The sequence below is a fragment of the Candidatus Desulfosporosinus nitrosoreducens genome (genome assembly GCF_030954495.1).
Taxonomy (GTDB): Bacteria; Bacillota; Desulfitobacteriia; order Desulfitobacteriales; family Desulfitobacteriaceae; genus Desulfosporosinus; species Desulfosporosinus nitrosoreducens.
In genome coordinates this window covers 290117-313808 of the sequence record NZ_JAVHUW010000083.1, presented here as the reverse complement: position 1 = coordinate 313808, position 23692 = coordinate 290117, and the positions used below count along the sequence as shown (strand labels likewise).

The following is a 23692-nucleotide window of genomic DNA, read 5'->3' as shown; positions in this document are numbered from 1 at the left end:
TTTCTTACAGAATCCCCTCGATAGCGCCATCCTTCATCAGCACACGGCGCGTGATCAGTCCTTCCTCCAAATCAACGGCGATATGACTGGACAGGACTACACTTCCTCCACGGCCTGTAAACCGGCGCAGTTCTTCCTGCAAACGCTCCGAAGTATCGGCATCGAGATTGGCCGTCGGTTCATCCAGCAAGAGCAGCCGCCCCTCCCCTAAAAAGGCCTGGGCCACCACGACCCGCTGACGCTGTCCCCCGGAAAGTGTCCGCAGAAGACGATGCCGGAGAGCAGTCAATTGAAAACGGTCCAGAACCTCCTCAAGGTTCTCGGCTGCGCACAAAGCGGCAAAAAACTGCAGCGTTTCCCCCACCGACAGATTGGGATAAAGCCCCGCTTTCTGAGGGACATAGCGCACCACCTTTTTACTCTCGCCGGGCGAAATATCCTCCAGAAAAAGCTGGCCTTGATCAGGCTGCAAAATCCCGGCCATAATTTTGAGAAGAGTCGTTTTTCCCGCTCCATTGGGACCTGACAAAGCCCAAATCTGACCTGCCGGAATCTCCAAAGAAACACGATTTACGGCCATCAGGCTGCCATAAGCTTTGCTCACCTGCCTGAGTTTAAGCATGATTTTTCCTCCTTCGCCAGCCCTTCCTCAAGATAGCCCCGGCAGCCAGGAGGGCGGCCACAGATAAAGCTGCCAGCCAAACGGGATTCCCTCCGGCGGAGGCACTGCTCAAATAGGGACGCCACTCTTCAGGCGGCGCTGCCGGATGCAGCAGCGGGTATTGATCCCGGATGCCGGGCAATTGCCACAAAGGAAACATCTGCAGCCCTTGACTCAAGGCTTGAATTCCGGGACTGTCGGCAAACAGCTCTAAAAGCGGCTGTTCATAAACGGCCTTGGCCAGATAATTGAGGGAATTATAGGGCAAAGCCCCGATTCCAGCCCCCGTGAAATCATAGCCCTTATAATCACTCCAGTAGTTGCCGCGCCCTTGGAGCGACCAGATGTTCGGTAAAGCCTGGTAGTCGGAGCTGACCTGGACCACATTGTCCTCCACTTTATTGCCGGCAAAGGTATTTTCCGTAGAAGTTCCCAAGACGCGTATCGCCACGCCGCAGCTAAGAATCGTATTCCCTTCCACGACATTGTTATTGCTATGATCGAAATGCAAACCGACATTGCTTTGCATAATGAGATTATTTTTAAGGACGCAATTATCCGAATCCTGCAGGAGGATAGCGTACCCTCTTTCTCCGGGCATATGGACAAAAATGTTATCCGTAAATTGAATTCGTTTGGAGTACATAGGGGTGGCGCCTGCCACATCATCTTCAAAGAGATTATGGTCGAAGGTATTGTCATTGGAATACATATAGTGGAGACCATAGCGCAAGTGATCGAACTGATTGGAGCTGACCTGATTGAAGGTGGAAAATTCGAACTTGATCCCATCCCGGACATTCCAGGCGTGATTGTTGCTGAAAACATTGTGATCGGATTTCCAAAGCCCGATGGCATCCCCTCGATCTTCGGGGAGGAGATTGACCTTGCCGGAAATCTCGTTATTCGTGACCCGGCAATGGCTGCTCTGTTCCAAATAAACCCCGTGCTCAATGTCACTCATTTTGACCTGGTCTACCGTCACGTTCTTGGACTGAACTACCTTAACCCCCGCATAAGGTATCGTGGCCGGACCGCCGCTGTTGCGCAGGCTAAGCCCGGAAACCGTTACATCCTGAGTACCCGTAATTAAAATTATCGTTTCCTGCCCGCCGCCATCCAGGATTGCCCCTGCCTGACCCCGTAAGGTCAAAGGTTTATTGATGCTCAGGCGCTCCCGATATACTCCCGGTTCCACGTTGATCGTTTGGCCCGGTTGAGCCGCAGCCACGGCGGATTTTATGTCCGAATACTCTCCCTGGGGCCCGACAGTGAGTTGAGTACTTGCCGCTCCCTGGGCCAGGGCAGGTTTCCCCAGTCCTAAACTAAGCAGAGTGAACACCCCTAACAACAAACAGGCGCTCCATTTCCGATTTCCTGCCACTGAACCACCTCCTTTCCTGCCCTTCTGAGGCCTTCCGTGTCCAATTTCCAAGGCTTTCAATTTTCTGCTTTTACAAACGAGTCCACCATGCAGGCGTAACATTTGACACTTAACGCTTAACACTTATCACCTGAACTCTTATCGCTTAAACTTTTATCGCTTAACTCACACCCTCCAATTCTCAGGTCTTCAGTTCCCCTTCCGCTTCTCTTTCCGGCTGCTGAAAGACGGCAAGCAGCAAAAGTACCACCCCCAGCAGGGCAAAGAGCCCTCCCCAGCCAAAACCTGTAGTGACATCAAAATTAGCCAGCATGTAATGCCCCATAATCTTGGGAGTGAAACCAGCTACCTGGATAGGGGCATCCGCCACAAAATCATGACCGTATTCATAAAGGCGATAATAAAAATCCCCGCCCATTGCTCCCAGGCCCACGAGAGTAAGCACGGTGCCGCCGATCAGCACCTGACGCTTGGGCCAAATTGCCATCGCCAGGCTCAAGAGCACAATCAGCCCGAAGACCCAAGGAATCCAGCGAAACTCCGGCAGACTGTTGTCAATGTTCATCATGCCAATATAATGATTGAGGATATTAAGCTCGCTTAAATCCCCCGTTGCCTTCGTCGCGTAAATATTCAGCTTTAAACCGTTGTAATAAAAAGTAGATACCAGGACCATTCCCCAAAGCTTGTTGACCATGGCCAAAGCAAAAGCCACCGCAGCCCCAAGGGTAAGTGCCCTTTTAGGCAGTAAACGCTTATCCACGTCACCACAACCTTTCCTTGAAGTGGGAGCCGGAGTAAGCCCCGGCTCGCCAACGTTTCTAGTTCGGTTTAACCAAGAGATAACCCATCATTTCTTCATGCAGGGCGGAACAGAAATCCGTACAGTAGTAAGGGAACGTTCCCGCTTTATCCGCGGTAAATTCAATGTGTGTTGTTTCGCCCGGGTCGGCCGCCGCGTTAATGTTGTAATCGGAAATTGCGATTCCGTGGCTGACATTGGGCTGCTGTTCAATATTCGTGATATACATGGTCACATGGTCTCCTTGATTGACTTCAATCTGATCCGGAGTCAAGTGACTGCGCACAACGTCCATATAAACTGTGACGTCTTTGCCGTTGCGGACAACTTTAGCCTGATCATCCGACCAGATAGAGTTGGGACGGGAAGCATCTTTCTGATAAATGCTCAAGGGGTGCATAAGCTTGGCCGGAATGATCGAAGCGTAGTGAGGCTCCCGGTCGCTGGGAACTTCATTGATGAGCTTCATCTTCGCTCCGCCCGAGAGGTCAAAAAGCTGCTCCGTCACAGGATAGCCCGGCCCCACCGGCAGGAAGCGATTTAAAGACATTTTGTCCAAAGCCACCAGCCAATGGCCGAAAGGATGCATACTGTCTCCGCCGGCCACAGCAATATGACCGACATTGTAGTTGACGGATTCTTTATCGATGACTTTCCAAGTGCCCAGCTGCCATTTGGCTACGGCACTCTCCACGAACAGGCTGGTGTAAGCATACCCCTGATCATCAAATTGCGTGTGCAAAGGACCAACCCCCACCGGGATTTGAGCCTCTTGCACATCCTGGTATTTGATCACCGGCAGCCCCCAGGTGGTCGTAGCATAATCCTGATTGGCAATGGCCTTTTTCAGCTTCTCTGTGCTGACCACTGTGACCACCGGATCAAGTTTGCTGGAATAGCAGATCCACTGACCGTCAGGGCTGATATCAACGCCGTGCGGGTTTTTGGGAATCGGCAGCAGGTAGGCGATACCAGGGTGCTTGCGCGGATCGATAACCTTAACCCCATTGATGACGGCATCCTGCTGGCCCGCATCGATAAGCTTCTGCGCGGCATTGTAATCCATCACCAGAGTCAGGTCGCGGTCGAATTTGGCGGAGTTTTTCTCCAGATCTGTCGAAGCCTCTTCCGAGTTGTAAGCCGTAAACACAGCCAGACCGGCGCTGGCTCCCTTCCCTACTGAAGCAAGATCATAATCATAGGGCGGGACGATCAGTTCATAATCCAGATTCATCTTCCCGGACTGGCCGGCCTGCACACCCGCCTTATTCGTATCGACAACACTCACTATGCCGTAATAGCTGTCTTTATAGGACTCCAGCGGAGCATAATTCGGCTTGCCGTCGACAACCGGGGCACTGTATTCCGAAGCAGTGAATAAGTACTTGCTGTCCGGATCTGTGGATAAAGAGTGCAAACCCATGAGATTGGGAACATTCAAAATCTGGGTTGTCGTGAAGGACCGCAGGTCCACCTGAGCAATCCGGTTGTTGGCCTTGTCATTGATCCAACAAAAATTGCCGTCATAGGTTCCTTGAGTTTGGCTCATCGTCGGATGATGGGCGTCACCCCAGCTTAAATCCCCGAGCATTTTCTTGGTTTCCGGAGTAAAACCAAAACCCGTTCGGGCATCCGGGGCAAACACAGGAATCGTCTTAATGATGCGCATGGAAGGAAGGCCGTAAGTAATCAGCGTTCCGGCCTGTCCGCCGGAGGCAAACATGTAATCCGTATCCAATTGTCCGGGAGGCACAAATCCACCCGACGCAGCGCTTACTTGGGCCGTCGTCTGGGCTGGCGTACTGTCCCAGGTAAACTTGCCGCCGGCCACTCCGATCAGAAGGCCGATGATTACGGCAATGGCTATTCCTTTATAACGGCCGAATTTTAGAACTCCCAACTAAACATCCCCCTTTTGTTCTTCTCTGTCACTTAGTTTCCGGAGCTTTGCCTTAATTCTCACTAGTAAGAAATAGCTAAGTAAGCTTTCCCCCTGTAATTTAATGGGTATAAACTATACCTCGCTCCCTTCAGATCCAGGTCAAATTCAACCCACCCCCTTTGTTCTCCCCGGATTAAGGCCCAGATTCAACGCCAGCTCCTGGATATTGCAAATTAAATGCCAACAAAACTATCATTTTTCCTTCACACAATCTTCACATCTCCGGCGCCTCCGGCCCTTTGGAAATAAAAAAAGACATTCATGCCCCCAATTGGGACACGAATGTCTCGGACATCAATGTCTCAGCATCCCTGCTCAAGATGCCATTGATTTCGTCTAAGCCGCTTAAGTCTTAAGTCCTGTGCCGTTGCCGGCCTTACTCTTGATCAAGACGATATTTGGCCAGCAAGCGCTGAATGGTTTTACGGTTAATTCCCGCCGCTGCGGCAGCCTTGCTGATATTCCAGTGATGATGCTGCAAAAGCTCCTGCAGATAGCGTCTCTCAAAAACGGCAATCCACTTTTCTTTAGCTTCGCTGAACCCCTGAACCAGGCCGTCATTGGGCCAAGCAAACCCTTGCCCCTCCTGAAGCGACTCCCTTGAATCTCTGAGCATCTCAGGCGGCAAATCCTGACAGCCGATCATCCCTTCTTCAGCCAAAATAGCCGCCCTTTCGATGACATTTTTAAGCTCCCGGACATTGCCCGGCCAGGCATACCCCTCCAGCAGGGGCAGAACCTCCCGGCCCAACTTAATCGCCTGGTCATTCCGGGCATTAAACTGTTCTAAAAAATGCTTGGCCAGCAAAGGGATATCCCCTCTGCGGGTGCGCAGCGGCGGCAAGGCGATTGTCAAGCCATTCAAGCGGTAATAAATCTCTTCCCGAAAGGTTTTGTCTTTAATGGCCTCCAGCAAGTCCCGATTTGTGGCTGAAACAAAACGAACGTCAACTTCAATCTGCTTAGTACCGCCGACATGCCGGAAGGTTTTTTCCTGGAGCACCCGCAGAAGCTTGACTTGTAATTTAGGGCTAAGCTCTCCCATTTCATCGAGAAACAAGGTTCCGCCGTCGGCCACCTCCAGAAGTCCCGCTTTTGTGCCCGCCGCTCCGGTAAAAGCGCCCCGTTCATGCCCGAAGAGTTCACTTTCCAGCAATTCCTCGGATAAAGCCGCACAATCCACAGGCACAAAGGGTTGACGGCTGCGCCGGCTATGCCGGTGAATACTGCGGGCAATCAGCTCTTTACCCGTACCGCTTTCCCCTACAATCAAAACATTGGTATCCATGGGAGCCACTTTCTTGACCAGTTCAAAAGTTTTTAACAACTCCGAACTCTGCCCCACCATCTCACTAAAGCTCAGCGCTTCCAGCCGGCGTTTGAGACGGGTATTTTCTTCTTTCAGCTTGCGCTGACTGAGAGCCCGCTCCACAGTCACCCGCAGCTGCTCCCCGGAAAAGGGCTTGGTGATAAAATCATAGGCCCCGCCTTTAATCGCTTCCACAGCCGAATTGACCGTACCAAAGCCGGTAATCATAATCACCATGATCTCGGCATCCCAGGCTTTTACCGCTGCCAAAACCTGCAGACCATTCAGATCGGGCATCATCAAATCTGTCAGCACAACCTCCGGCTTTTCGCTTCGGACCAGGTCCAAGCCTTGTTTAGCACTCGTCGTTGTCAAGGTTTCCACACCGAGAGGTTTTAATAAACGCAGGCAATTTTGAGCCATCTCGATTTCGTCATCAATAATTAAGATCTTCGTCATTTAGCTCACCAACTCACCGGCGGGAAAAGCAATTGTGAAGCAAGTGCCTTCCCCCTCTTTACTCGCCACGTCAATTTCCCCTCCGTGTTCTTCAATTAAGCTGTAACTAATCGCCAAGCCCAGGCCTGTTCCAACACCCTTGCCTTTGGTTGTATAGAAAGGATCAAAAATCTTCTCCAGTTGCTCCGGAGCAAGACCGCATCCTTCATCCTCAACCTCCACAAGCAGCTTCCGGCCTCGGAATTTCGTTCTCAGATAAAGGTTGCCGCCCTGGCTCATGGCATCACCGGCATTGCTAATCAGATTGACCAGAATCTGCTGAACCTGATTGCTGTTTCCTAAGATTAAGGGGAGGTCTTTCTGCAGATCCTGGTGGACGGAAATGCCTTTTTTCCCTAAATGTTTGCTAAAAAGTCCCACGGTTTCTTCAATAATCTGATTGAGATTGACAGCACTTTTTTCCTCAACCGGCTGCCTGGCAAAGGACAAAAGAGAACGGGTTATTTTGCTGATCCGGTCTGTTTGATCAAGGATCACTCGGGCATCGTTCCTGAACTCCTCGGACAGAGCAGGTCCCCCGTCCAAAAGCATACATTCGACGCTGGAAACAATAATCCCGACCGGATTGTTAATTTCATGGGCAATATCCGTCGCTAAGCGGCCGGCGGAGGCCAGCTTCTCCAACTGGATTAATTGTTTCTGCGTCTTTTTTAATTCATCTACGCTCTGAGCCAAATTTCGGGCTAACTCCTTAATTTCCCGATTCGCCTCTTGCAGTTCAGTTTTTTCTCTTTCCAAGCGAGTGACCAGCCTCCACTGGTGAATAGCAATGGCCGCCAGATTAGCCATTACCAGCAGAACCTCCAGGATCTCGCGCGTAAAAAAGTCCTTCTGCGGATGATGAAGCGTCAGGACCCCGATCACCTCATTTTCCTCCATAATCGGAATCCCGGCATAAGACTGAATACCCGGCGGAACAAGATGGTTCCGACACCCTTCCTCCGCACTCAAGTCCTGAACAATAATCGGCAAGACGTGATCTTCTATCCAACAACCCTCGGACTGACAGAGGGTATAGCGCTCTCCGCTGAAGGGAACTTCGCCAAAAAGCGCGGTAAAGTTCCTTTGACGCAAACAAAAGTCGGCCTGGCAGGGGGCCAGTAATTTTTCCAGTTCCTTGACGAGTAAGGCCAGATTAGCCTCTAAGTTGTTGGGGAAAAACCCCATGAAGTTATTAAGCTTGATCAGCGCTTGGTAAACCCGCTGATTAAGTTGACTGTTTTCCGCTTTCATAATATTCCGCCCTTCTTAAGACTCAAACCAAAGCAAGTCCTCATGCGGAAAAAACAAGGCTTTAATGAATTCTGCCATAAAAGAAGGATGTACCCCCATATTCAGCAGTTCAACCTTAGAGAGCACTTGTCCCAATTCCTGCCGGAGCTCCTCGGAAACCAGAACCATGCGGGCGCCATCCCCAGCGGCATTGCCTGCGGGAATGATCGCCTCCGGGTGATAATTAGGCAGCAGCCCTATGCTCATGGCCTGGTCAAGGGGCAAGTAAGTGCCAAAAGCCCCCGCGACATAAACACGGCTGATCTTGTGCAAAGGAATCCCAAACTCGGCAGCTAAAACGGCTGCCGCCGCATAAACCGCTGCTTTGGCTTTTTGCAGCTCACCGATGTCCCGGGCGGTCAGGCCGATCTTCTTCTCATTGGGCAGATCGAGGACATAGGCGGCCTGTTCTTTAATCAAGCCGTTAGGTCGCAGCAAATGGCCGCGCCCATCAACAATCCCCTTTTTTAAGAGTTCGGCCAGCAGACTGATTGCCCCGCTCCCGCATAACCCCAGCGGGGGCAAATTGTGAATCGTGCGGACGGTCAAATCCGGCGAGGCCAAATCGACCTCATCAATAGCCCCCGGCTGAGCTTGCATGCCACACTCCATGGCTCCACCTTCAAAGGCCGGACCGGCGCTGGTAGAGGTGACCAGAATCCGCTCTTTGTTTCCTAAAGCCACCTCGCTATTCGTTCCCAAGTCCACATAGAGGAAGGAATCCGGGGAATGAATAACCCCCGTGGCCAAAAGCCCTGCCAGAAGATCACTCCCGACAAATCCCCCCACCAAGGGCAGCACCTCCACTAACGTTGCCGGTTCAAGCAGCAGGGGTACCTCCCCTCCCAGGTCTGCAACCCTCAGGCTTACTCCTTCCGTAAATAGGGGCGCGAAAGGATATTGGCTTAAAGACAGTAAGTCCAAACCTAAAAAAGAATGGTGCATAAAAGCATTGCCCACCAAAACGATCCGCTCAACATCCCGCCTTAGCCCGGCAGACCCTTGCAATAAGGTAATCAACAGCTCATTAAGGCCCTGAAAAAGAGCGGCGCGCAATTCCTTGGCGCCCTCCGGAGAGTTCACGCCATAATTGGCGCGAGTAAGGATATCCGCCCCATACAGGGTCTGAGGGTTGGGAACCGCGGCGGAACGCTCCAGACTCTGGCTTTTCAGATCATGCAAATAGCCGGCCAACGTCGTCGTACCCAAATCAACGGCAATTCCCCAAGCCTGTTTAGCTTCTTTATAGTCCCGGCGGGGGGGATAGGAACTTAAGTCCAAGACCTTGGCCGCTTCCTTCGCCAAGGGAACCCAGGCCCGCAAGCTTGCGGCCGGAATCTCAATGGCCACATCGCAGCTAACCTGGGTCAGGCAGGCCAAACGATATCCCCGGGCGGTTAACTCAGCTCCAAGGCTCAGCTTTTCCGCAAGAGTTAATTGGTTCAAACCTTCCGCTTTGCGGTCGGGAATAATTCGGCATTTTCCGCAAGCCCCGTTCCCTGTACACAGCGAAGCCAGCGGCAGGCCGACTTTCCGGGCGCCTTCCAGAACAGTTGTCCCGGCTGGCACCACAACTCTAACCTTCATTGGCAGAAAGCATATTTCACAATTCATGATGCCTGCACCTCAAGAGCTCAATTAAATACTCCAGATTTCGGGGATCTGAATCTAAAGGGATCTCACAACCGCTCCCCAGAATATAGCCCAACTTTCGCCCCTGTTTAAGAGTCCCCGGCAAACTCTCGGCCAGCCGCTCTTTCCTCCCCTTTAAAAACAGCAAGGGGTTAAGATTGCCGCACAGAGTTTTTCGTGGAAAAACCTCTAAAGCCCGGCCGAGCTCAACCGGCGAATCCAGAGTCACCAAATCGAGCTCCAGCCCGTCTATTAAAGGCAAAATCGGCGTGGCATTTCCGGTAATCTGCAGCCAATTAACCCCCGAATAGCTGCGTCTCAACGTAACAAAAACTTCCTGCAAAAGGGGTTGGATAAACACGCGAAATACTTCTGGGGGAAAGATATTGGGAGAGGCCGAAGGCTCATTGATCATCACGCCGTGAACCCCAAGGTTGGCCAAAACCTCAGCCAGAGTTTGAGTCACTTGGGCCGTAAAATTCAAAAGCCGGCTAAAACCCTCGGGCTCATCAATCAATAAATACATTAAATTTTCAATACCAAAAATTTGAGCGGCCAAGGTCGTCGGCCCTAAAGTCTGTCCCACGACAAAATGCTCCCCGGCGTCCCGCTCTAACAGCATTTGACAGGCCTCTAACAGGACGGGCAGACGCCCCGCTGAATAAGGGTCCGGTATCGACAAATCTTCAATCTGACGCCAATTATCTATTAAAGGGAATTTAATATGGGGGTAGGCTTCAGGGACAAAGGTAATTTCCGTTCCGAGAGCCTCGGCTTCAACACAACAATCTAGCGCAGCAACTAAAAGATCATTCTGGAAACGTTTAGCCGCCGCCAACTGAGCAGAGACTAACACCTCACTTTTTGTCAAATACTCCGGCAGGGCAATTCCCGCCGAAGTCGCGGCAAACCCGGAAATTTGCAAAAAAAGGGGCAGACGGTCAACCTGGGCAAAATGAACAGCCGCCAGAACCCGTTCTAAAGAATTCATACCTCTTCCAGCTCTCCCTGCAAATAATGCAGGACCGCAAAAGCATCTTTGGCAACGTAATCCACGGCCAGCTCCTCCGCCGTGGCCTGCTGCAAGGCTGCTCCACCGGCTACAATCTTAGTGCTCAAGCCTTCCCGCTCAACTAACTCTTTAATCTGCCGGACATAAGGCATAACCACCGTAATTAACCCCGAAACGAAAATATAGTCCGCCTTCTCCTCGCCGGCAGCCTGCACAAACCTGACAGGCTCAACATCTTTGCCCAAATCAACGACTCGATACCCCGCCGTTCGTAAAATAATCCTGACCACATGTTTGCCCAGTTCGTGAATGTCTCCTTTGATTGTACCCAAAACAATTGTTCTCTTCTTCACATTCAGTTCGGAAAGAGTTAGATGCTTGGCTACAACCTTGTCCATCACATCCATCAAAGCGCGCCCCGCCAGCATAATCTCCAGCAAATTAAAATCATCGGAGGTGCACTTGACATCCAGAGCTTGCAGGGCAGGCAAAAGACCGGCTTGCACAATCGTATAGACATCGGTCCCTTCCGCCAGCAAAGTTTCAGCATAGGCCACCGCAGCTTTATTATGGCCTGCCGTGACTGCTTGGACCAGGGCGGCTAATTGTAAGGCCATTGGCAGACGTTCCTTTCTCATTTTTTTCATCATAGTTCAAAAAGCATACAACAAAACTATACTCTGAGCAATACTAAGAAAGAAGGCGTCAGGCCCATGAACAAAGTCATTAACCTGACGCTTTTAAAGCGTGGGCCTACCCTACTATCGCCCGGGCTAAACGTCGAATCCCCTCATCAATGACTTCCGGTGTCGAACAGGAATAATTTAAGCGCACCTCTGAAGTTATGCGCTGGTCTGTATAAAAGAATGAACCCGGAACATAGAGCACGTTCTGGCGAATCGTCTCTTCCACGTAATCAAAACTGTTGGCAATATTTTTAAATCTTGCCCAAAGGAAGAGTCCTCCTGCAGGGACGATCATTTCCACTTCGTCCCCCAAATAACGCTCTATGGCCTCCACCATGGCCTGCCTTCGTTCCTTGTAAACCTTCCTTAAGGTTTCAATGTGTCCCGGCAGCAGCCCTTCTTGCAAAAATTCAACGACGGCGCGTTGGGTGAGGTTATTGCTGTGCAAATCCACCCCTTCTTTAGTTTGACAAAGGTGATCGACAATATCCTCTTCCGCCACGATATACCCAACTCTTAGTCCCGGAGCCAATACTTTGGAGAACGTGCCCAAGTAGATCACATTTTCTCCGAGATCGAGGAGATTGGGCAGCTTCTCTCCTTCAAAACGCAGCTCTCCGTAGGGATTGTCCTCGACAATCAGCAGATCATAAATCTGGGCCACTCTTAAGAGCTGCAGCCTGCGGGCAAGTCCCATGACCTTACCCGAGGGATTCTGATAGTTAGGAATGAGATAGAGAAATTTGGGGGTAACTTCCTGGAGCATTTTCTCCAGTTCTTCCGGAATGATCCCCTGTTCGTCGCAGGGAATCATCCGCAACTGAGCGCGAAAGGCCTGGAAGGCCTGGATAGCTCCTAAATAGGTGGGCATTTCTAAAAACACCACATCTCCCGGATCTAAGAAGGTTTGAGCCAACAAGCTCAAGCCTTGCTGGCTTCCTGTGGTCACGACAATGTTTTCCATTTTGGCCGGTTTCCCGTTCCTGCTATGTTGGCTGGCAAGCCATTCTCTCAAGGGCGGATGCCCGGCAGTTTGGGCATATTGAAGAGCGGGTTTTCCCTGTTCTTCAAAAACCCGCTGAAAACTGCGCTGCAAAGCTTGATCCGGGAAAAGTTCATGGGCGGGCAAACCGCCGGCGAAAGAAATCATACTGGGGTTTTGGGCTGCTTTCAGCATTTCCCCGATAAAGCTGTCTCCTATATCGTTCATCCATTTTGCATAGTTCATACCAAAATCCTCCTAAATCTCACCTGATCTATCAAGTATCTCATTATTTTGTCTTGTTATATAATTCACTGAGTTTATAATTCTACTTTGTGAAATAACATTCCTGCTTCACAGCCCGCAAATAATTACTCAATTTAATATTTCCCCGAAAAATCTTTTCGGGAGAGGAACAATCATGACCGCTCCCTTGGGATCATGAAATGCATCTCAATATCTTTCGCCAGCAAAGGTTTGCTAAAGAAATAGCCTTGCATTTCATCACAACGCTTCTCCTTAAGGAAGGTCCACTGAGTCTCGTTTTCAACTCCTTCAGCTATCACTTTGAGGTGAAGGTTCTGGGCTAAGAGGATAATCGTCGTAATGACCGCCTCCCCATTGTCGTCAACCTGAATATCCCGCACAAAGGACTGATCGATCTTCAAGGTATCGACCGGGAGCCGCTTTAAATAATTCAAAGAGGAAAATCCTGTTCCGAAATCATCGATGGATATCCGCACGCCCAATTCCTTAAGGCGGCGCAGCATCTCAACGGAGGTCTCTCCTCTTTCCATGGCAATACTTTCGGTGATTTCTATTTCCAGCCATTGAGGGTCAATCTTCGTCTCTTGTAATATTTGAGCCACAGATTCAATGAAATTAGCTTCCTGAAACTGCCGGGCGGAGATATTGACCCCGATACGCAGCGGCTTAAAGCCTTGCTGCTGCCAGACCACACTTTGAATACAGGCACTGCGCAGCACCCATTCCCCGATGGGAACAATCAAACCTGTTTCTTCGGCAATAGGAATAAAAGCGTTCGGCGGGACGAGTCCCCGCTCAGCCGAGTTCCAGCGGATGAGGGCTTCCAGGCCCACAATGGTGCCGGTTTCAAAATCCACCTGAGGCTGATAATAGAGGACGAACTCATCCCGCTCTAAAGCTTTGCGCAGGCTGTTTTCCAGAGACAACCGCTCATGGGCCCTAAAATTAAGCTCCGGCGTGAAAAATTGATAATTTTTTCTGCCCTGTTCTTTGGCATAGTACATGGCCGCATCCGCTTGTTTGACCAAAGTCTCTAAATCATCGCCATCATTGGGGTAAAGACTTATCCCGACACTGGGGCTGATAAAGACATCATTGCCATTCAGGGAAAAGGGTTGCAGAAAATTATCCAGGATTTTTTGGGTTATGGAGGCGGCTTCTTCCACCTGGCGGATATCCGGAAGAAGCACTAAGAACTCATCCCCACCTTGACGCGCTATGGTGTCTCCTTCGCGCAAAGCCAAATGAAGGCGCTCTGAGCACAGAATTAAGAGCAGGTCTCCCATATTATGCCCCATCGTATCGTTGATTAGTTTAAAGTGGTCCAGGTCCAGGAATAAGACAGCCAGCATGCTCTTTTGCCGTCTTGCCTGAGCCAAAGCCTGACTTAACAATTCGTTGAACAAGAGCCGGTTGGGCAGCCCGGTCAAAGCATCATGTTGAGCTTGGTGGGCCAACTCCCGCATCAGGTTGCGCTTATCACTGACATCATGAAAAACAAGAACCCCGCCAATCACTTTTCCCTGGCGGTCGCGGATAGGCGCGGCCGAATCTTCTATAGCGATCTTCTGCCCATTGTAATGAATCAAAACAGTATGGTTGGCCAGGCCAACAATGCGGCCCTCTCTCAGACAGCGCACAATAGGATTGACAGCCGGGGCGCCGGTGTCTTCATTGACAATCCGGAAAACCTGTTCTAAGAACTGTCCCGCTGCCGCAGTATTTGTCCACCCCGTCAAGCTCTCGGCAATTGGGTTGAGGTACTCAACGATTCCCTGAACATTGGTGGTGATCACCGCATCGCCAATGGAATCCAAGGTGACTTGGGCCCGCTCTTTTTGCAGCCAAATCATGGCTTCCGCATTTTTTCGTTCCGTCGTTTCCCGAATAATACTGATAACAATTTGATTTCCACGAAAAATTGCTCCTTTGGAGCTGACATCGACAGGGAAAACACTTCCGTCTTTGCAGCGATGCAGGCATTCAAACTGAATCCCCGACTTTGCCCTTTGCAACTGATCCAAAAGTTCAGTTTTATCCTCCATCAAGCGGATATCCTGGATATACATCCCGGTTAATTCCTCATGGCTATAGCCATAACGCTCCACGGCCGCCTTATTGGCGTCTAAAATTCGTCCGTCCGTTTGAACAAAGAGGATGATTTCCAAAGAGTCCTCAGCTAACAGCCGATAGCGTTCCAAATATTCGCGATTTTGCGCATAGTTAAAAGTTATGGCCAGTTGCAGAGAGAAGTGCTCCAAAAGGGCAATTCTCTTTTTGTCAAAATAGTCTGTCTCTTTCGTGTACAAGCTCAAGGCGCCAAACGTTTCTCCCTGATAGGTCAAGGGAAAAGCCGCCACGGAGCGAAGTTCATTAGAGTCGATGAAATCTCTCCAGGCATCATAAAAAGGGTTGTTTTCCAAAGCAAAGATGTGCTTTTCCCCGGTCCGGATCGTCTGCCCGACAGCTCCCCGAGCGTAAGGAGAGTCGTCCCAGCGGACAACGGGCGGATCTAAATTGGCAATTCCTGCTTGCGCGCGAAATTCAACCACTCCATGGTCTTTTTTCATCCCTATCCAAACCCAGGGGAAATCCATTTCCTTAACAAATTGCTCACAGAGATATTTCTCTATTGCGGGCAAGGGTTTTTCCTGCAGCACTAAACGATCAATCTCTTTTAAAAGACGTTCATACAGTTCCGAAGTTTTTTCTTCCGTAATGTCCACTAACGTCGTGATAATCTCCTGGTCGTGTTCGGAATTTAAATTCTGGATAACATCCGAGTGAATTGAAAGCCAGGTTTTGGGATGATTTTCCCGGGAAACCTCTATTTCGCGATACAGGTTATATCCTGCCTTACCGGCAAGCGCATCCTTGGGCAGCTCTTCCCAAAGAAATGGGGTCCCGTCCGAGAACTTAGCCTGCCAATCCGCCTCCAGGGAAGTCGGATCTGGCAACTGGAGGCGGCTGCGCCTGAGCAGCCGGTAAACCGCCTCGTTAGCGTGAATTATCCTGCCCAAACGGTCCTGTACCAGAATTCCGCTGGAAATTCCCTCATAGATCCGGCGATAATAAGCTTCTTGTTCCTGAAGCTCATAAAACTGCTGTTTTAACTCTTCCTCTGCCGACACAAGTTCCTCGTGGGTTGCCTCCATTTCCTGGTGAACAGTTTCCAGTTCCAGGTGCTTTAACTGCAATTGCTGATAACTTTCCTGCAAGGCTTCTTCAGAATTTTGAAGTGATTTCAGCCCAAAATAAAAAAGAAAATAGAGAAGTACCGACGTCACAAAAACATACAGCCAGCCTTTAGCCACCGAGAGCTCAATAAACAAGTCGTGGTCTTGGATGAAAAAACCTAATACACGATCCGAGAAAAGAATCCACAAACCACCGAGCAGAGCGTAGAGGCCCGCCATCCGCCAAGGAGTTACGCGTTTTAAATTTTCCCATTTTAGATTCTCTTTCATAGTGGTCCCTCCTTGAATTTTCATTCTCGAAGTTTCATTAAAATTCCTGCTAATAATTGGATTTATCGATAAATTTGACAAAAAGAACACAAATGTAGAAAAAACTTGATTGTCCATGCTTGCACAGACGGCTGTCAAATTACGCTTATGCCCCAGAAAGTATTACAAGGTATACTCCCCGACAGTAAAAAAGAAAGGCAGCCTGCTTCAGCTGCCTTTCCCACCTTTTTATTTTTCACGCATCTTCATCCCAATCTAAAGTGCGCTGCACGGCTTTTTGCCAGCCTCGATAGAGCTTCGAGCGAAGGTCGGAGTCCATCTCAGGCTTAAAGCGGCGATCTAAACGCCAACTTGCTTTCAATTCATCCTGATCACGCCAAAAACCAACGGCTAACCCCGCTAAATAAGCAGCGCCCAGTGCCGTTGTTTCTATTTCCTGCGGGCGTTCCACAGGGACTCCGAGAATATCCGCCTGAAACTGCAATAAAAGATTATTCACCGCCGCCCCGCCATCCACTTTTAAAGACTGAAGATTTATCCCTAAGTCTTTCTCCATAGCGGTTAAAACGTCCTTCGTCTGATAAGCCATCGCTTCCAGAGTAGCCCTTACCAAATGCTCTTTTTCGCTTCCCCGAGTCAGGCCGAAGATCGCCCCGCGGGCCCTCATATTCCAATAAGGTGCTCCCAGACCTGTGAAGGCCGGAACAACATAAACCCCGGCGGTGTCGGAAACCTTGCGGGCTAATGCTTCGGATTCTTTAGCCGAAGATATAAGCTGCAAGCCATCTCTAAGCCACTGCAGGGCGGCTCCGGCCATAAACACGCTTCCTTCCAAAGCATACTCCACCCGGCCGTTGACGCCCCAGGCGATCGTTGACAAAAGACCGTGCCGGGATGTTGCAGCCCGCTCGCCAATATTCATCAGCATGAAGCAGCCCGTACCATAAGTGTTTTTGGCCATCCCCGGAGAGAAACACATCTGCCCGAATAAAGCAGCCTGTTGGTCGCCTGCAATTCCGCTGACAGGCACGCCTTGACCGCTAAAAATCCCGTAAACCGCCTCGCCGTAAACCTGACTGGAAGGCTTCACTTCCGGCAAAAGCGAAGAGGGAATCCCCAATTCCCTTAAGATCTCCTGATCCCAGGACAAGGTATGAATATTGTAAAGCATAGTGCGTGAGGCATTGGAATAATCCGTGACATGAACCTTGCCGGCGGTTAGTTGCCAAACCAGCCAGGAATCGACGGTACCAAAGAGAAGATCTCCGTTTTCAGCTCTGCGGCGTGTTCCCTGGACATTGTCCAAAATCCATTTGATCTTTGTCCCTGAGAAATAAGCGTCAGGCACCAAGCCGGTTTTAGCTTGAATTTTCTCTCCCCAGCCCCTGGCAACCAGATCTTCCACTAATTCCGAGGTACGGCGGCACTGCCAGACAATGGCGGGAGCCACCGGTTCACCCGTAACACGATCCCAGAGAATTGTCGTCTCCCGTTGATTGGTAATCCCCACTGCGGCGATTTCCGAACAGGTAATTCCTGTCTGAGCCAGAAGATCTGCCAAAGCCTGGTATTGGGAATGCCAAATCTGCACAGCATCATGTTCCACCCAGCCCGGCTGGGGAAAATATTGAGGAAATTCCGACTGGGATATGCCTAGAATTCTGCTTTGCCGATCGAAAAGTATGGCCCTCGAACTGGTTGTCCCCTGATCCAAAGCCAATATGTATTTTTTCGTCAAACCTACCGCCCCTCTCAGTTCTTTCCCCCATAACCCCTTAAATCCTATTTCTAATGTATCGCCCCGGCCAATCCATTGCAAGCAAATCTTTCCGCAAACACAAACAACGGCATGCCACAGTCATACCGTTGCCAATTCCTAATAATTCAGGCGGATGTGGGATTTAACTAAGCCAAGACAATTTGTCCTTTGCCGTTTTGTTTTCCGACATAGAGCCGGCGGTCAGATACCTTATATAGAGTCTCGTAATCCTGGGATTCCGTCGGAAATTCCGCAACCCCGATGCTGATTCCCAAGCCGTATTTTTCCAGTTCCAAATTGTTTTTCAGTCGCTCGATAATCTTAAGAGCATTGGGACCTGACCTCAAATCTGTGAGAACAACCGCAAACTCGTCTCCCCCGGTTCGGGCGACGATATCACCCAAGCGGACGGACTTTTGCAGGTTTTGAGCGACATGAATCAGAGCCAAATCGCCAACGGGATGCCCTTGGGTGTCGTTCAATTTTTTAAAGCCATCCAGATCAAGCAGTAAAAATTGAAAGGCCGAGCCTCGTCTCAGGGTATTGGCCATTTCTCCGATAATCCGCTGTTCAAAGCCCTGACGATTTAAAATGCCTGTCAGGCAATCCGTTGTCGCCAAATGTTTCAATTCCAACCTTTGCCGAATCGTCTCTAAGGACATACTCAGCATCCGCACAAAGGCGGAAAGTATTTCCCGGGTCTGTTCCAGGTCCCGGACCCCGGAGTCCATGAGCCACAGCTCTCCGACAATGCCCCGATAGGTAATAATCGGGTGAATAAAGATCTTTTTGACGGGATAAGGAATATCCTTTTGATTTTGTTCTTCAAGGATTCTTGAAGTCGGAGTCGGGCTTGGGCTATAACCCAAAGGAAAATTCCTTTGTTTATCCTGGTTCATCCACTCTTGCCAAATAGTATCAAACTGTTTCAGACGGCCGAAAGGGGAGCGCAGCTTCCATTCCCCATCTATTTCCATGTGAAAAAATCCCGCTTCAAGATACAAAATTTCCATGGCCATTTCCCCGGCCTCAGCCAACAGTTGATCTTCCGAGACCGCCTTAACTAAGATCTCAGTTCCCCGCAAAAGCAGTGACAAGGCTTGTTCCCGCTCCAGAGCGGCTAAGCGCAATTGTTGTTCATAAACATTCGAAGAGATTAAAGGCCTGAGCTGTTCCAGCCAATAAACGCTATCTTTATCAAAAGAGAAGGGGTCAGGGCTGAAAAGAATCAGCAGTCCAAAGAGCTGACCAAAGTGAACGAGAGGGACACATAAAATCCGGCGTATCCTAAATTCACGCAAGGCTTCACTCCAGGCGGCAAAACAATCATGGTTTCCTGTCTCTCCGGGGTGGTGTTCATTCCCGCGCTCGTCAATTTCATGCAAGGTCACCTTAGGTTCAAGAAAGGCTTCTCCCACTATTCCGGTTGAAACAAAGTTGCGGAAATCCGAGGGCAGAAAGCTCTGCCTTAAAAATCTTTCTTGCTGTTCCGTGCGAGCGCTGATAGTAAAAGAATGAAATTTTTCTTCTTGAAAGAGCCATATACCAGCCATAGTAGAGTTAAAAAAATCAAGCCCCCGGCTTGTCAAAATTTTCAGGGCGTCTTCTAAATTTTCTTCAAGATTAATTTCCTGAAGAAGGCCAAAAATATCCTCAGGTTTCAGACAAAACGTCTGAGGTTGCGGCATGGGGTTTACCACCCTTTCATTCTCAGCATTCTCACCTTTAACCATATTTTATCACAAACGGAGAAAAGGGAAAGTACCTTTTCCCGTCCTATTAAATATTCACTTCTATTCAAGAGGGCACATAATATGTTAGGATAGACATGTTTAATGCTCTGTTAAAACTCTTTAGATGGAGGGTATCGTTTGAAAAAAAAGCACTTTTCCTACCTCACCTTGTTGCTCTCCCTCTCTCTCATTATCGTTCTTTACCCCAAACTTCAACATCCTGACGTTTTTCAAGCATTCATCAAGCAGTGGGGAAATCTAAGTCTCTTAATGGATTTGTTAATCATTGCACTACTTATGCTTTTCCCGGTTGTTCCCTTTGTTTTAGTTGCCGGCGTTAACACCCTCCTCTACGGCTGGGTCGGCGGTTTCCTCCTCTCTCTGACCGGAAGCCTGCTTGGGGCTGCTCTAGGTTTTTGGTTTGCCCGTACAATCGGCCAAGCGTGGGTTCAGCCAAACGTTGAGAAACTCGGAAAATGGGGCAATCTTATTGAAGGAAACAGTTTTTCCCTTGTTCTCCTTTCGAGGCTCGTTCCCGTTCTGCCCTCCGCCGCTGTCAATTACGCGGGCGGCTTATCCCAAATGTCCTTTACCTCTTTCATCCTGGCAACATTCCTGGGGAAGTTTCCTATGATTATCTGGGAATCTTGGGTGGGACATGATTTCTGGCGGGCTTCTCATCACCCCGGCCGCTTTTTTATAGCTTTAGGCATCGGAGCTCTCTTGTTCGGCTCCATAGCCTACTACTGGTACACCACAAGCAGAACGAATCCCCAGCCTTAGTCCATAAGCTGAAAATAAACGCACACAAGCCGCGTGTACGTTATTTTTATGCTCACTGCTAAACCAGGAGAAGCCTTCACACAGCAGCCTGACTGAAGGCTATCTCATCGTTTCTAGGCTCGGGCAAAGGCCCTGGCAATTCTCTGGTATCCTTCGGCATTAGGATGAGCAAAATCTGGACCAATCAACAGCTGCTCTTTCCCGCAAAACTCCCGCTCGATTTGAGCGACATTTCCGCCATAACAGTTAGCCCAGGCAAGGATCAGAGAATTAGCCCGATCCAGTATTGGTTGAGCTTGACGGGCGTATTGAGCATAAGGACCGGCCGGCAACGGATTATACAAAGTGCCTATTTTCAGAGTTGCCCTAGGGTTAAGACATCTGAGCTCTTCTCCAATCAGGCAAAGTGTTTTCCCCAAACAATTCAGGGCCAAGGTTAACTGAGAAAGATTGAAGACTTGAGAAGAATTTCTCAGATATTGAAGCAAATCATTGGAACCAATGGTAAGAGTAATTAAAGAAGCCTGGCAAACACGCTGGCGCAGCCCGGGATTTTGCCGCAGCGAGGCCAACAGACCACGGGTCGTCAAACCGTTGACACCCAGGTTCAGCAACTGCAAATCCGGCTCATACCTCCTCAGATATTGGGCATACAGGGTTGGAAAGGAAAAGGACATTCCAACTCCATACCCGGCCGTAATAGAATCCCCCAAAGCTAGATACAAAGACACGTTCTCACCAACTTTCCATGATCCATATCCCTTAATAGGGTATGATTTCCAAGCAAATTCTGCCACGCTCAGTGAATAAACCCTCATATTTCAGGGAAGCTAAGAAAAACGACAGAATGGTGTGGATAGAGTGAGTGGTCTTGGGGAATTGATTCGAAAGGGCAACACCTCTTCGCTATATGCTTCATTAGGAAATCTGACTCTTGTTTTGATCAAAGGAATAGCTGCCTTCATGAGCGGCAGCGGCGCTATGTTTGCCGAAGCCATGCACACAGGGGCTGATACCGTCAACCAGATCTTCGTCTTTGCCGGCAGCATTCTCGCCGAAAGAAAGCCAACACCTCGATTTCCCTCAGGGTTTGGCCGGCTTATCAACGTATTTTGCATGGGAGCCGTCATTGTTGTCACCATTATGGCTTATGAAACTGTTCTGGAGGGAATACACCTGATCCAGCATCCCACGGCGTTCCAGAGTCTGGGCTTTATGATCTTCAGCCTTGTGGCCTCAATGGGAACGGACGGCTATGTTCTCTACAAAGCAATCCGGGAAATCGGACGGGAAGCCCACAGCCCACAACAAGGGATAAGCCTGATTCCGCTCGTCTTTAAAAATGTCAAGAAAGCCTCTCCCCCAACCCGCCTGGTTTTCTATGAGGACCTCGTGGCAACCTCCGGCGCAATATTGGCCTTGGGCGCAATTCTTCTCACCCATTTTACACCGCTCAAAGCGCTCGATGGCTTTGCGGCAATCATTATCGGCCTGCTCATGGGGGGAGTGGCCTTTAGAGTCGGCTATGACAATATGGTCGGACTGATTGGAGTTTCTGCCCCCAAAGAGGTTGAAGACAGGGTATCCCAAATCATTTTAGCGGATCAGGCGGTCACAGACATCAACAAAATGCGCATTCTTCAAGAAGGGCGTTTTTATCATGTAGAAAGCTATATTGAATTGGGCAAAGGCCTGACTTTAGCCGAAGCGGATCTGATCAAGGCGAGACTGCGCCATAACTTGCTGGCCTACGAGGATGTTACCGATGTGACCCTCGGCATCATTGAAGACAACGGAATTAGGGATTGGAGGCCCAGTGAACCTCCCCCACCTTATCACTAGACTAACCCCTTGCTTCCAATACAAAAAAGTGCTAAAACATTCATCTGTTAGGAATGTTCCAGCACTTTTTCAGTCAATTAGCTTATCGTAGCAGTAAAATGGGGCCTCTTTGCTGGGAAACCTTATTTCCCCAATAAACCCGTAGCCGCACTTCGTAAAAAGGGTCTTCATCTTTTCATTTCTGGAGTTGGTATCCGTTTTTAAATAAAGAATATGACTCTTTCTGGCTATCGTCTCCGCCAGGTTCATCAGTTCAACGCCAAGCCCCTTTCTCCGGTAAGCGGGGTGAACGGACATTCTATGAATGACCATGCTTTCCTGCATAGAAGACCAATCGAGTTCGGAATACTCCTCAGGCTCAACCTTATTGACACAAATAAAAGCAACCAGCTCTCCTCGATCTTCAATAACATATAAATTTCCCACCTCAACGTCCATTTGGAAATCTTTTGCCAGGGGATAATTCTCATCCCATTGATAATTTTGATATGAATGCATTTCCGGGATAGTTTGCTTGATAATCTCCATTATTTGCGGAATATCGTCTAAAACTGCTTTTCTCGGCACCACGAAAACTCCTCTTACAACGTCAGATCAGATTGGGTAATACAAGCTCAGGTTTACTAAAGAATTAAGCGAAAAGGTTATTAACAATATTATGGTAGAGCGTCAAATAAGAATCCAGCATCTGGCTAAGATTTACCACTTCCGGATCAACCAGGGGTTTACATTGGGCCAAACTAATGAGTTGAGATCTTAAGCTCTCAATTAGAGCTAAAACTTCATCTGGGCTCATTCTATCCCCCCAAGTCTATTCCTTATTTCTTGACAACATCTTACCTTAATTAGCGGGAGAATTCAATTCATTCGACATAATTCCACATTAAACGAAAACTCTGTTTTACAGCGTAAAACTCACCGCTTACCAAAGCGGGAGTCTTAGAGCGGCTTAGTCAGCGGATAAAGCCCACAGATACAGCGATGCCACCGAACAGTAAGGAGAATACCTCCGGCGGTAGCGTTCAAACCTTTCTGGCGCAAGCTCCTTGTGACCATATAAATTCATCATGCCCCGGCAGATAGCCAGATCTTTATAGCTGAGTACATTTAAGCGGTTCAGGGAAAAAATCAGGAGCATTTCGGCAGTCCAAACACCGACACCGCGCAAAGCGGATAATTTCAAAATAATTTCTTGATCCGTCAGAGTGTGAAGTTCAGAAAAATCCACAACTCCCACAAGCGCCGCCTCCGCTATCCCTTTGATATAACCTGCCTTCCGTTCCGACATCCCACAAGCTTTAATGTCCGCAAGACTCGCCTGAGCAACGCTTGCGGGTGTAATATTGGGGGAACTGCTTCCCTGATCAAGAGTAAGCTCAGCAGATTTCCGTTCATTCAGCAGGAGACGCAATCTGTTCCAAACCGTTTCTGCCGCTTTGCCGGAAATCTGTTGGCTGACAATGCTGGAAACTAAAGCGCTAAAAGGGTCCGGCGTTATTTCGCGCTGGATCAGACCAATCCTGTCGATCGCTGCGCCCAGTTTTTTGTCTTTACGTTTGAGATGATCGATTTCTTTTTGCCCATAGACAAAGACGGGTCGGGATTTATCCGTGGAATCCATCGCTCTTACTCCCTCAAGC

At 49.4% G+C, this 23692-nt stretch carries 19 protein-coding genes; 2 read left to right on the top strand and 17 right to left on the bottom strand.

The window, feature by feature from the left end; genetic code table 11:
- Positions 1-4: 4 nt before the first annotated feature.
- From ccmA to REC12_RS25605, 13 genes are all read right to left on the bottom strand, one after another.
- On the bottom strand, positions 5-622 hold the full coding sequence (ccmA, locus tag REC12_RS25665) for a heme ABC exporter ATP-binding protein CcmA (RefSeq protein ID WP_308899151.1): 618 nt from the start codon (positions 620-622) through the stop codon (positions 5-7).
- Entirely contained in the window at positions 615-2045 is a 1431-nt protein-coding gene (nosD, locus tag REC12_RS25660; protein WP_308899150.1) for a nitrous oxide reductase family maturation protein NosD, read from the bottom strand. Before nosD ends, ccmA begins: the two co-directional genes overlap by 8 nt.
- Positions 2046-2226: 181 nt before the next feature.
- Positions 2227-2808 carry a hypothetical protein gene (locus tag REC12_RS25655; RefSeq protein WP_308899148.1) on the bottom strand — a complete coding sequence of 194 codons (582 nt, stop codon included), beginning with the start codon at positions 2806-2808 and terminating at the stop codon, positions 2227-2229.
- 58 nt (positions 2809-2866) lie between these two features.
- Positions 2867-4747, bottom strand: coding sequence for a Sec-dependent nitrous-oxide reductase (gene nosZ / locus REC12_RS25650; protein ID WP_308899147.1), 1881 nt, complete (start codon positions 4745-4747; stop codon positions 2867-2869).
- A 418-nt stretch (positions 4748-5165) separates the two neighbouring features.
- Positions 5166-6557 (bottom strand): sigma-54-dependent transcriptional regulator, encoded by a 1392-nt coding sequence (locus REC12_RS25645; protein ID WP_308899145.1) that lies wholly within the window; start codon positions 6555-6557, stop codon positions 5166-5168.
- On the bottom strand, positions 6558-7850 hold the full coding sequence (locus REC12_RS25640; RefSeq protein ID WP_308899143.1) for a GAF domain-containing sensor histidine kinase: 1293 nt from the start codon (positions 7848-7850) through the stop codon (positions 6558-6560). It abuts the gene before it with no gap.
- A gap of 15 nt (positions 7851-7865) precedes the next feature.
- A complete protein-coding gene (locus tag REC12_RS25635) occupies positions 7866-9503 on the bottom strand; it encodes an ASKHA domain-containing protein (protein ID WP_308899142.1) in 1638 nt (545 codons plus the stop codon).
- Positions 9493-10512, bottom strand: a complete 1020-nt coding sequence (locus tag REC12_RS25630; RefSeq protein ID WP_308899141.1) for a uroporphyrinogen decarboxylase family protein — start codon at positions 10510-10512, stop codon at positions 9493-9495. The genes REC12_RS25635 and REC12_RS25630 overlap by 11 nt, the downstream gene beginning before the upstream one ends.
- A complete protein-coding gene (locus REC12_RS25625) occupies positions 10509-11171 on the bottom strand; it encodes a cobalamin B12-binding domain-containing protein (RefSeq protein ID WP_308899139.1) in 663 nt (220 codons plus the stop codon). The genes REC12_RS25630 and REC12_RS25625 overlap by 4 nt, the downstream gene beginning before the upstream one ends.
- 115 nt (positions 11172-11286) lie before the next feature.
- Positions 11287-12447 (bottom strand): aminotransferase-like domain-containing protein, encoded by a 1161-nt coding sequence (locus REC12_RS25620; protein ID WP_308899138.1) that lies wholly within the window; start codon positions 12445-12447, stop codon positions 11287-11289.
- Between the two features lie 173 nt (positions 12448-12620).
- Positions 12621-15935 (bottom strand): EAL domain-containing protein, encoded by a 3315-nt coding sequence (locus tag REC12_RS25615; protein ID WP_308899136.1) that lies wholly within the window; start codon positions 15933-15935, stop codon positions 12621-12623.
- Between the two features lie 235 nt (positions 15936-16170).
- The gene (glpK, locus tag REC12_RS25610; RefSeq protein ID WP_308899135.1) at positions 16171-17673 is read right to left on the bottom strand and encodes a glycerol kinase GlpK; all 1503 of its coding nucleotides are present in this window, start codon (positions 17671-17673) and stop codon (positions 16171-16173) included.
- A gap of 167 nt (positions 17674-17840) precedes the next feature.
- Positions 17841-19382 carry a sensor domain-containing diguanylate cyclase gene (locus tag REC12_RS25605; RefSeq protein WP_308899134.1) on the bottom strand — a complete coding sequence of 514 codons (1542 nt, stop codon included), beginning with the start codon at positions 19380-19382 and terminating at the stop codon, positions 17841-17843.
- 183 nt (positions 19383-19565) lie between these two features.
- Between REC12_RS25605 and REC12_RS25600 the strand changes: the two genes are divergently transcribed.
- Positions 19566-20210 (top strand): TVP38/TMEM64 family protein, encoded by a 645-nt coding sequence (locus tag REC12_RS25600; protein ID WP_308899132.1) that lies wholly within the window; start codon positions 19566-19568, stop codon positions 20208-20210.
- Positions 20211-20323: 113 nt separating this feature from the next.
- Here REC12_RS25600 and REC12_RS25595 read toward each other — a convergent pair whose 3' ends face one another.
- The gene (locus tag REC12_RS25595) at positions 20324-20941 is read right to left on the bottom strand and encodes an SGNH/GDSL hydrolase family protein (protein ID WP_308899130.1); all 618 of its coding nucleotides are present in this window, start codon (positions 20939-20941) and stop codon (positions 20324-20326) included.
- A 130-nt stretch (positions 20942-21071) separates the two neighbouring features.
- Here REC12_RS25595 and REC12_RS25590 point away from each other — a divergent pair, with 130 nt between their 5' ends.
- Positions 21072-22052, top strand: coding sequence for a cation diffusion facilitator family transporter (locus REC12_RS25590; RefSeq protein ID WP_308899128.1), 981 nt, complete (start codon positions 21072-21074; stop codon positions 22050-22052).
- A 69-nt stretch (positions 22053-22121) separates the two neighbouring features.
- Here the strand turns inward: REC12_RS25590 and REC12_RS25585 are convergent, their stop codons facing one another.
- The 3 genes from REC12_RS25585 to REC12_RS25575 form a co-directional block, all read right to left on the bottom strand.
- Positions 22122-22619 (bottom strand): GNAT family N-acetyltransferase, encoded by a 498-nt coding sequence (locus REC12_RS25585; RefSeq protein WP_308899127.1) that lies wholly within the window; start codon positions 22617-22619, stop codon positions 22122-22124.
- A gap of 64 nt (positions 22620-22683) precedes the next feature.
- Positions 22684-22848 carry a Spo0E family sporulation regulatory protein-aspartic acid phosphatase gene (locus tag REC12_RS25580; RefSeq protein ID WP_308899125.1) on the bottom strand — a complete coding sequence of 55 codons (165 nt, stop codon included), beginning with the start codon at positions 22846-22848 and terminating at the stop codon, positions 22684-22686.
- Between the two features lie 153 nt (positions 22849-23001).
- On the bottom strand, positions 23002-23673 hold the full coding sequence (locus REC12_RS25575) for a DNA-3-methyladenine glycosylase family protein (protein ID WP_308899124.1): 672 nt from the start codon (positions 23671-23673) through the stop codon (positions 23002-23004).
- Positions 23674-23692 lie beyond the last annotated feature (19 nt).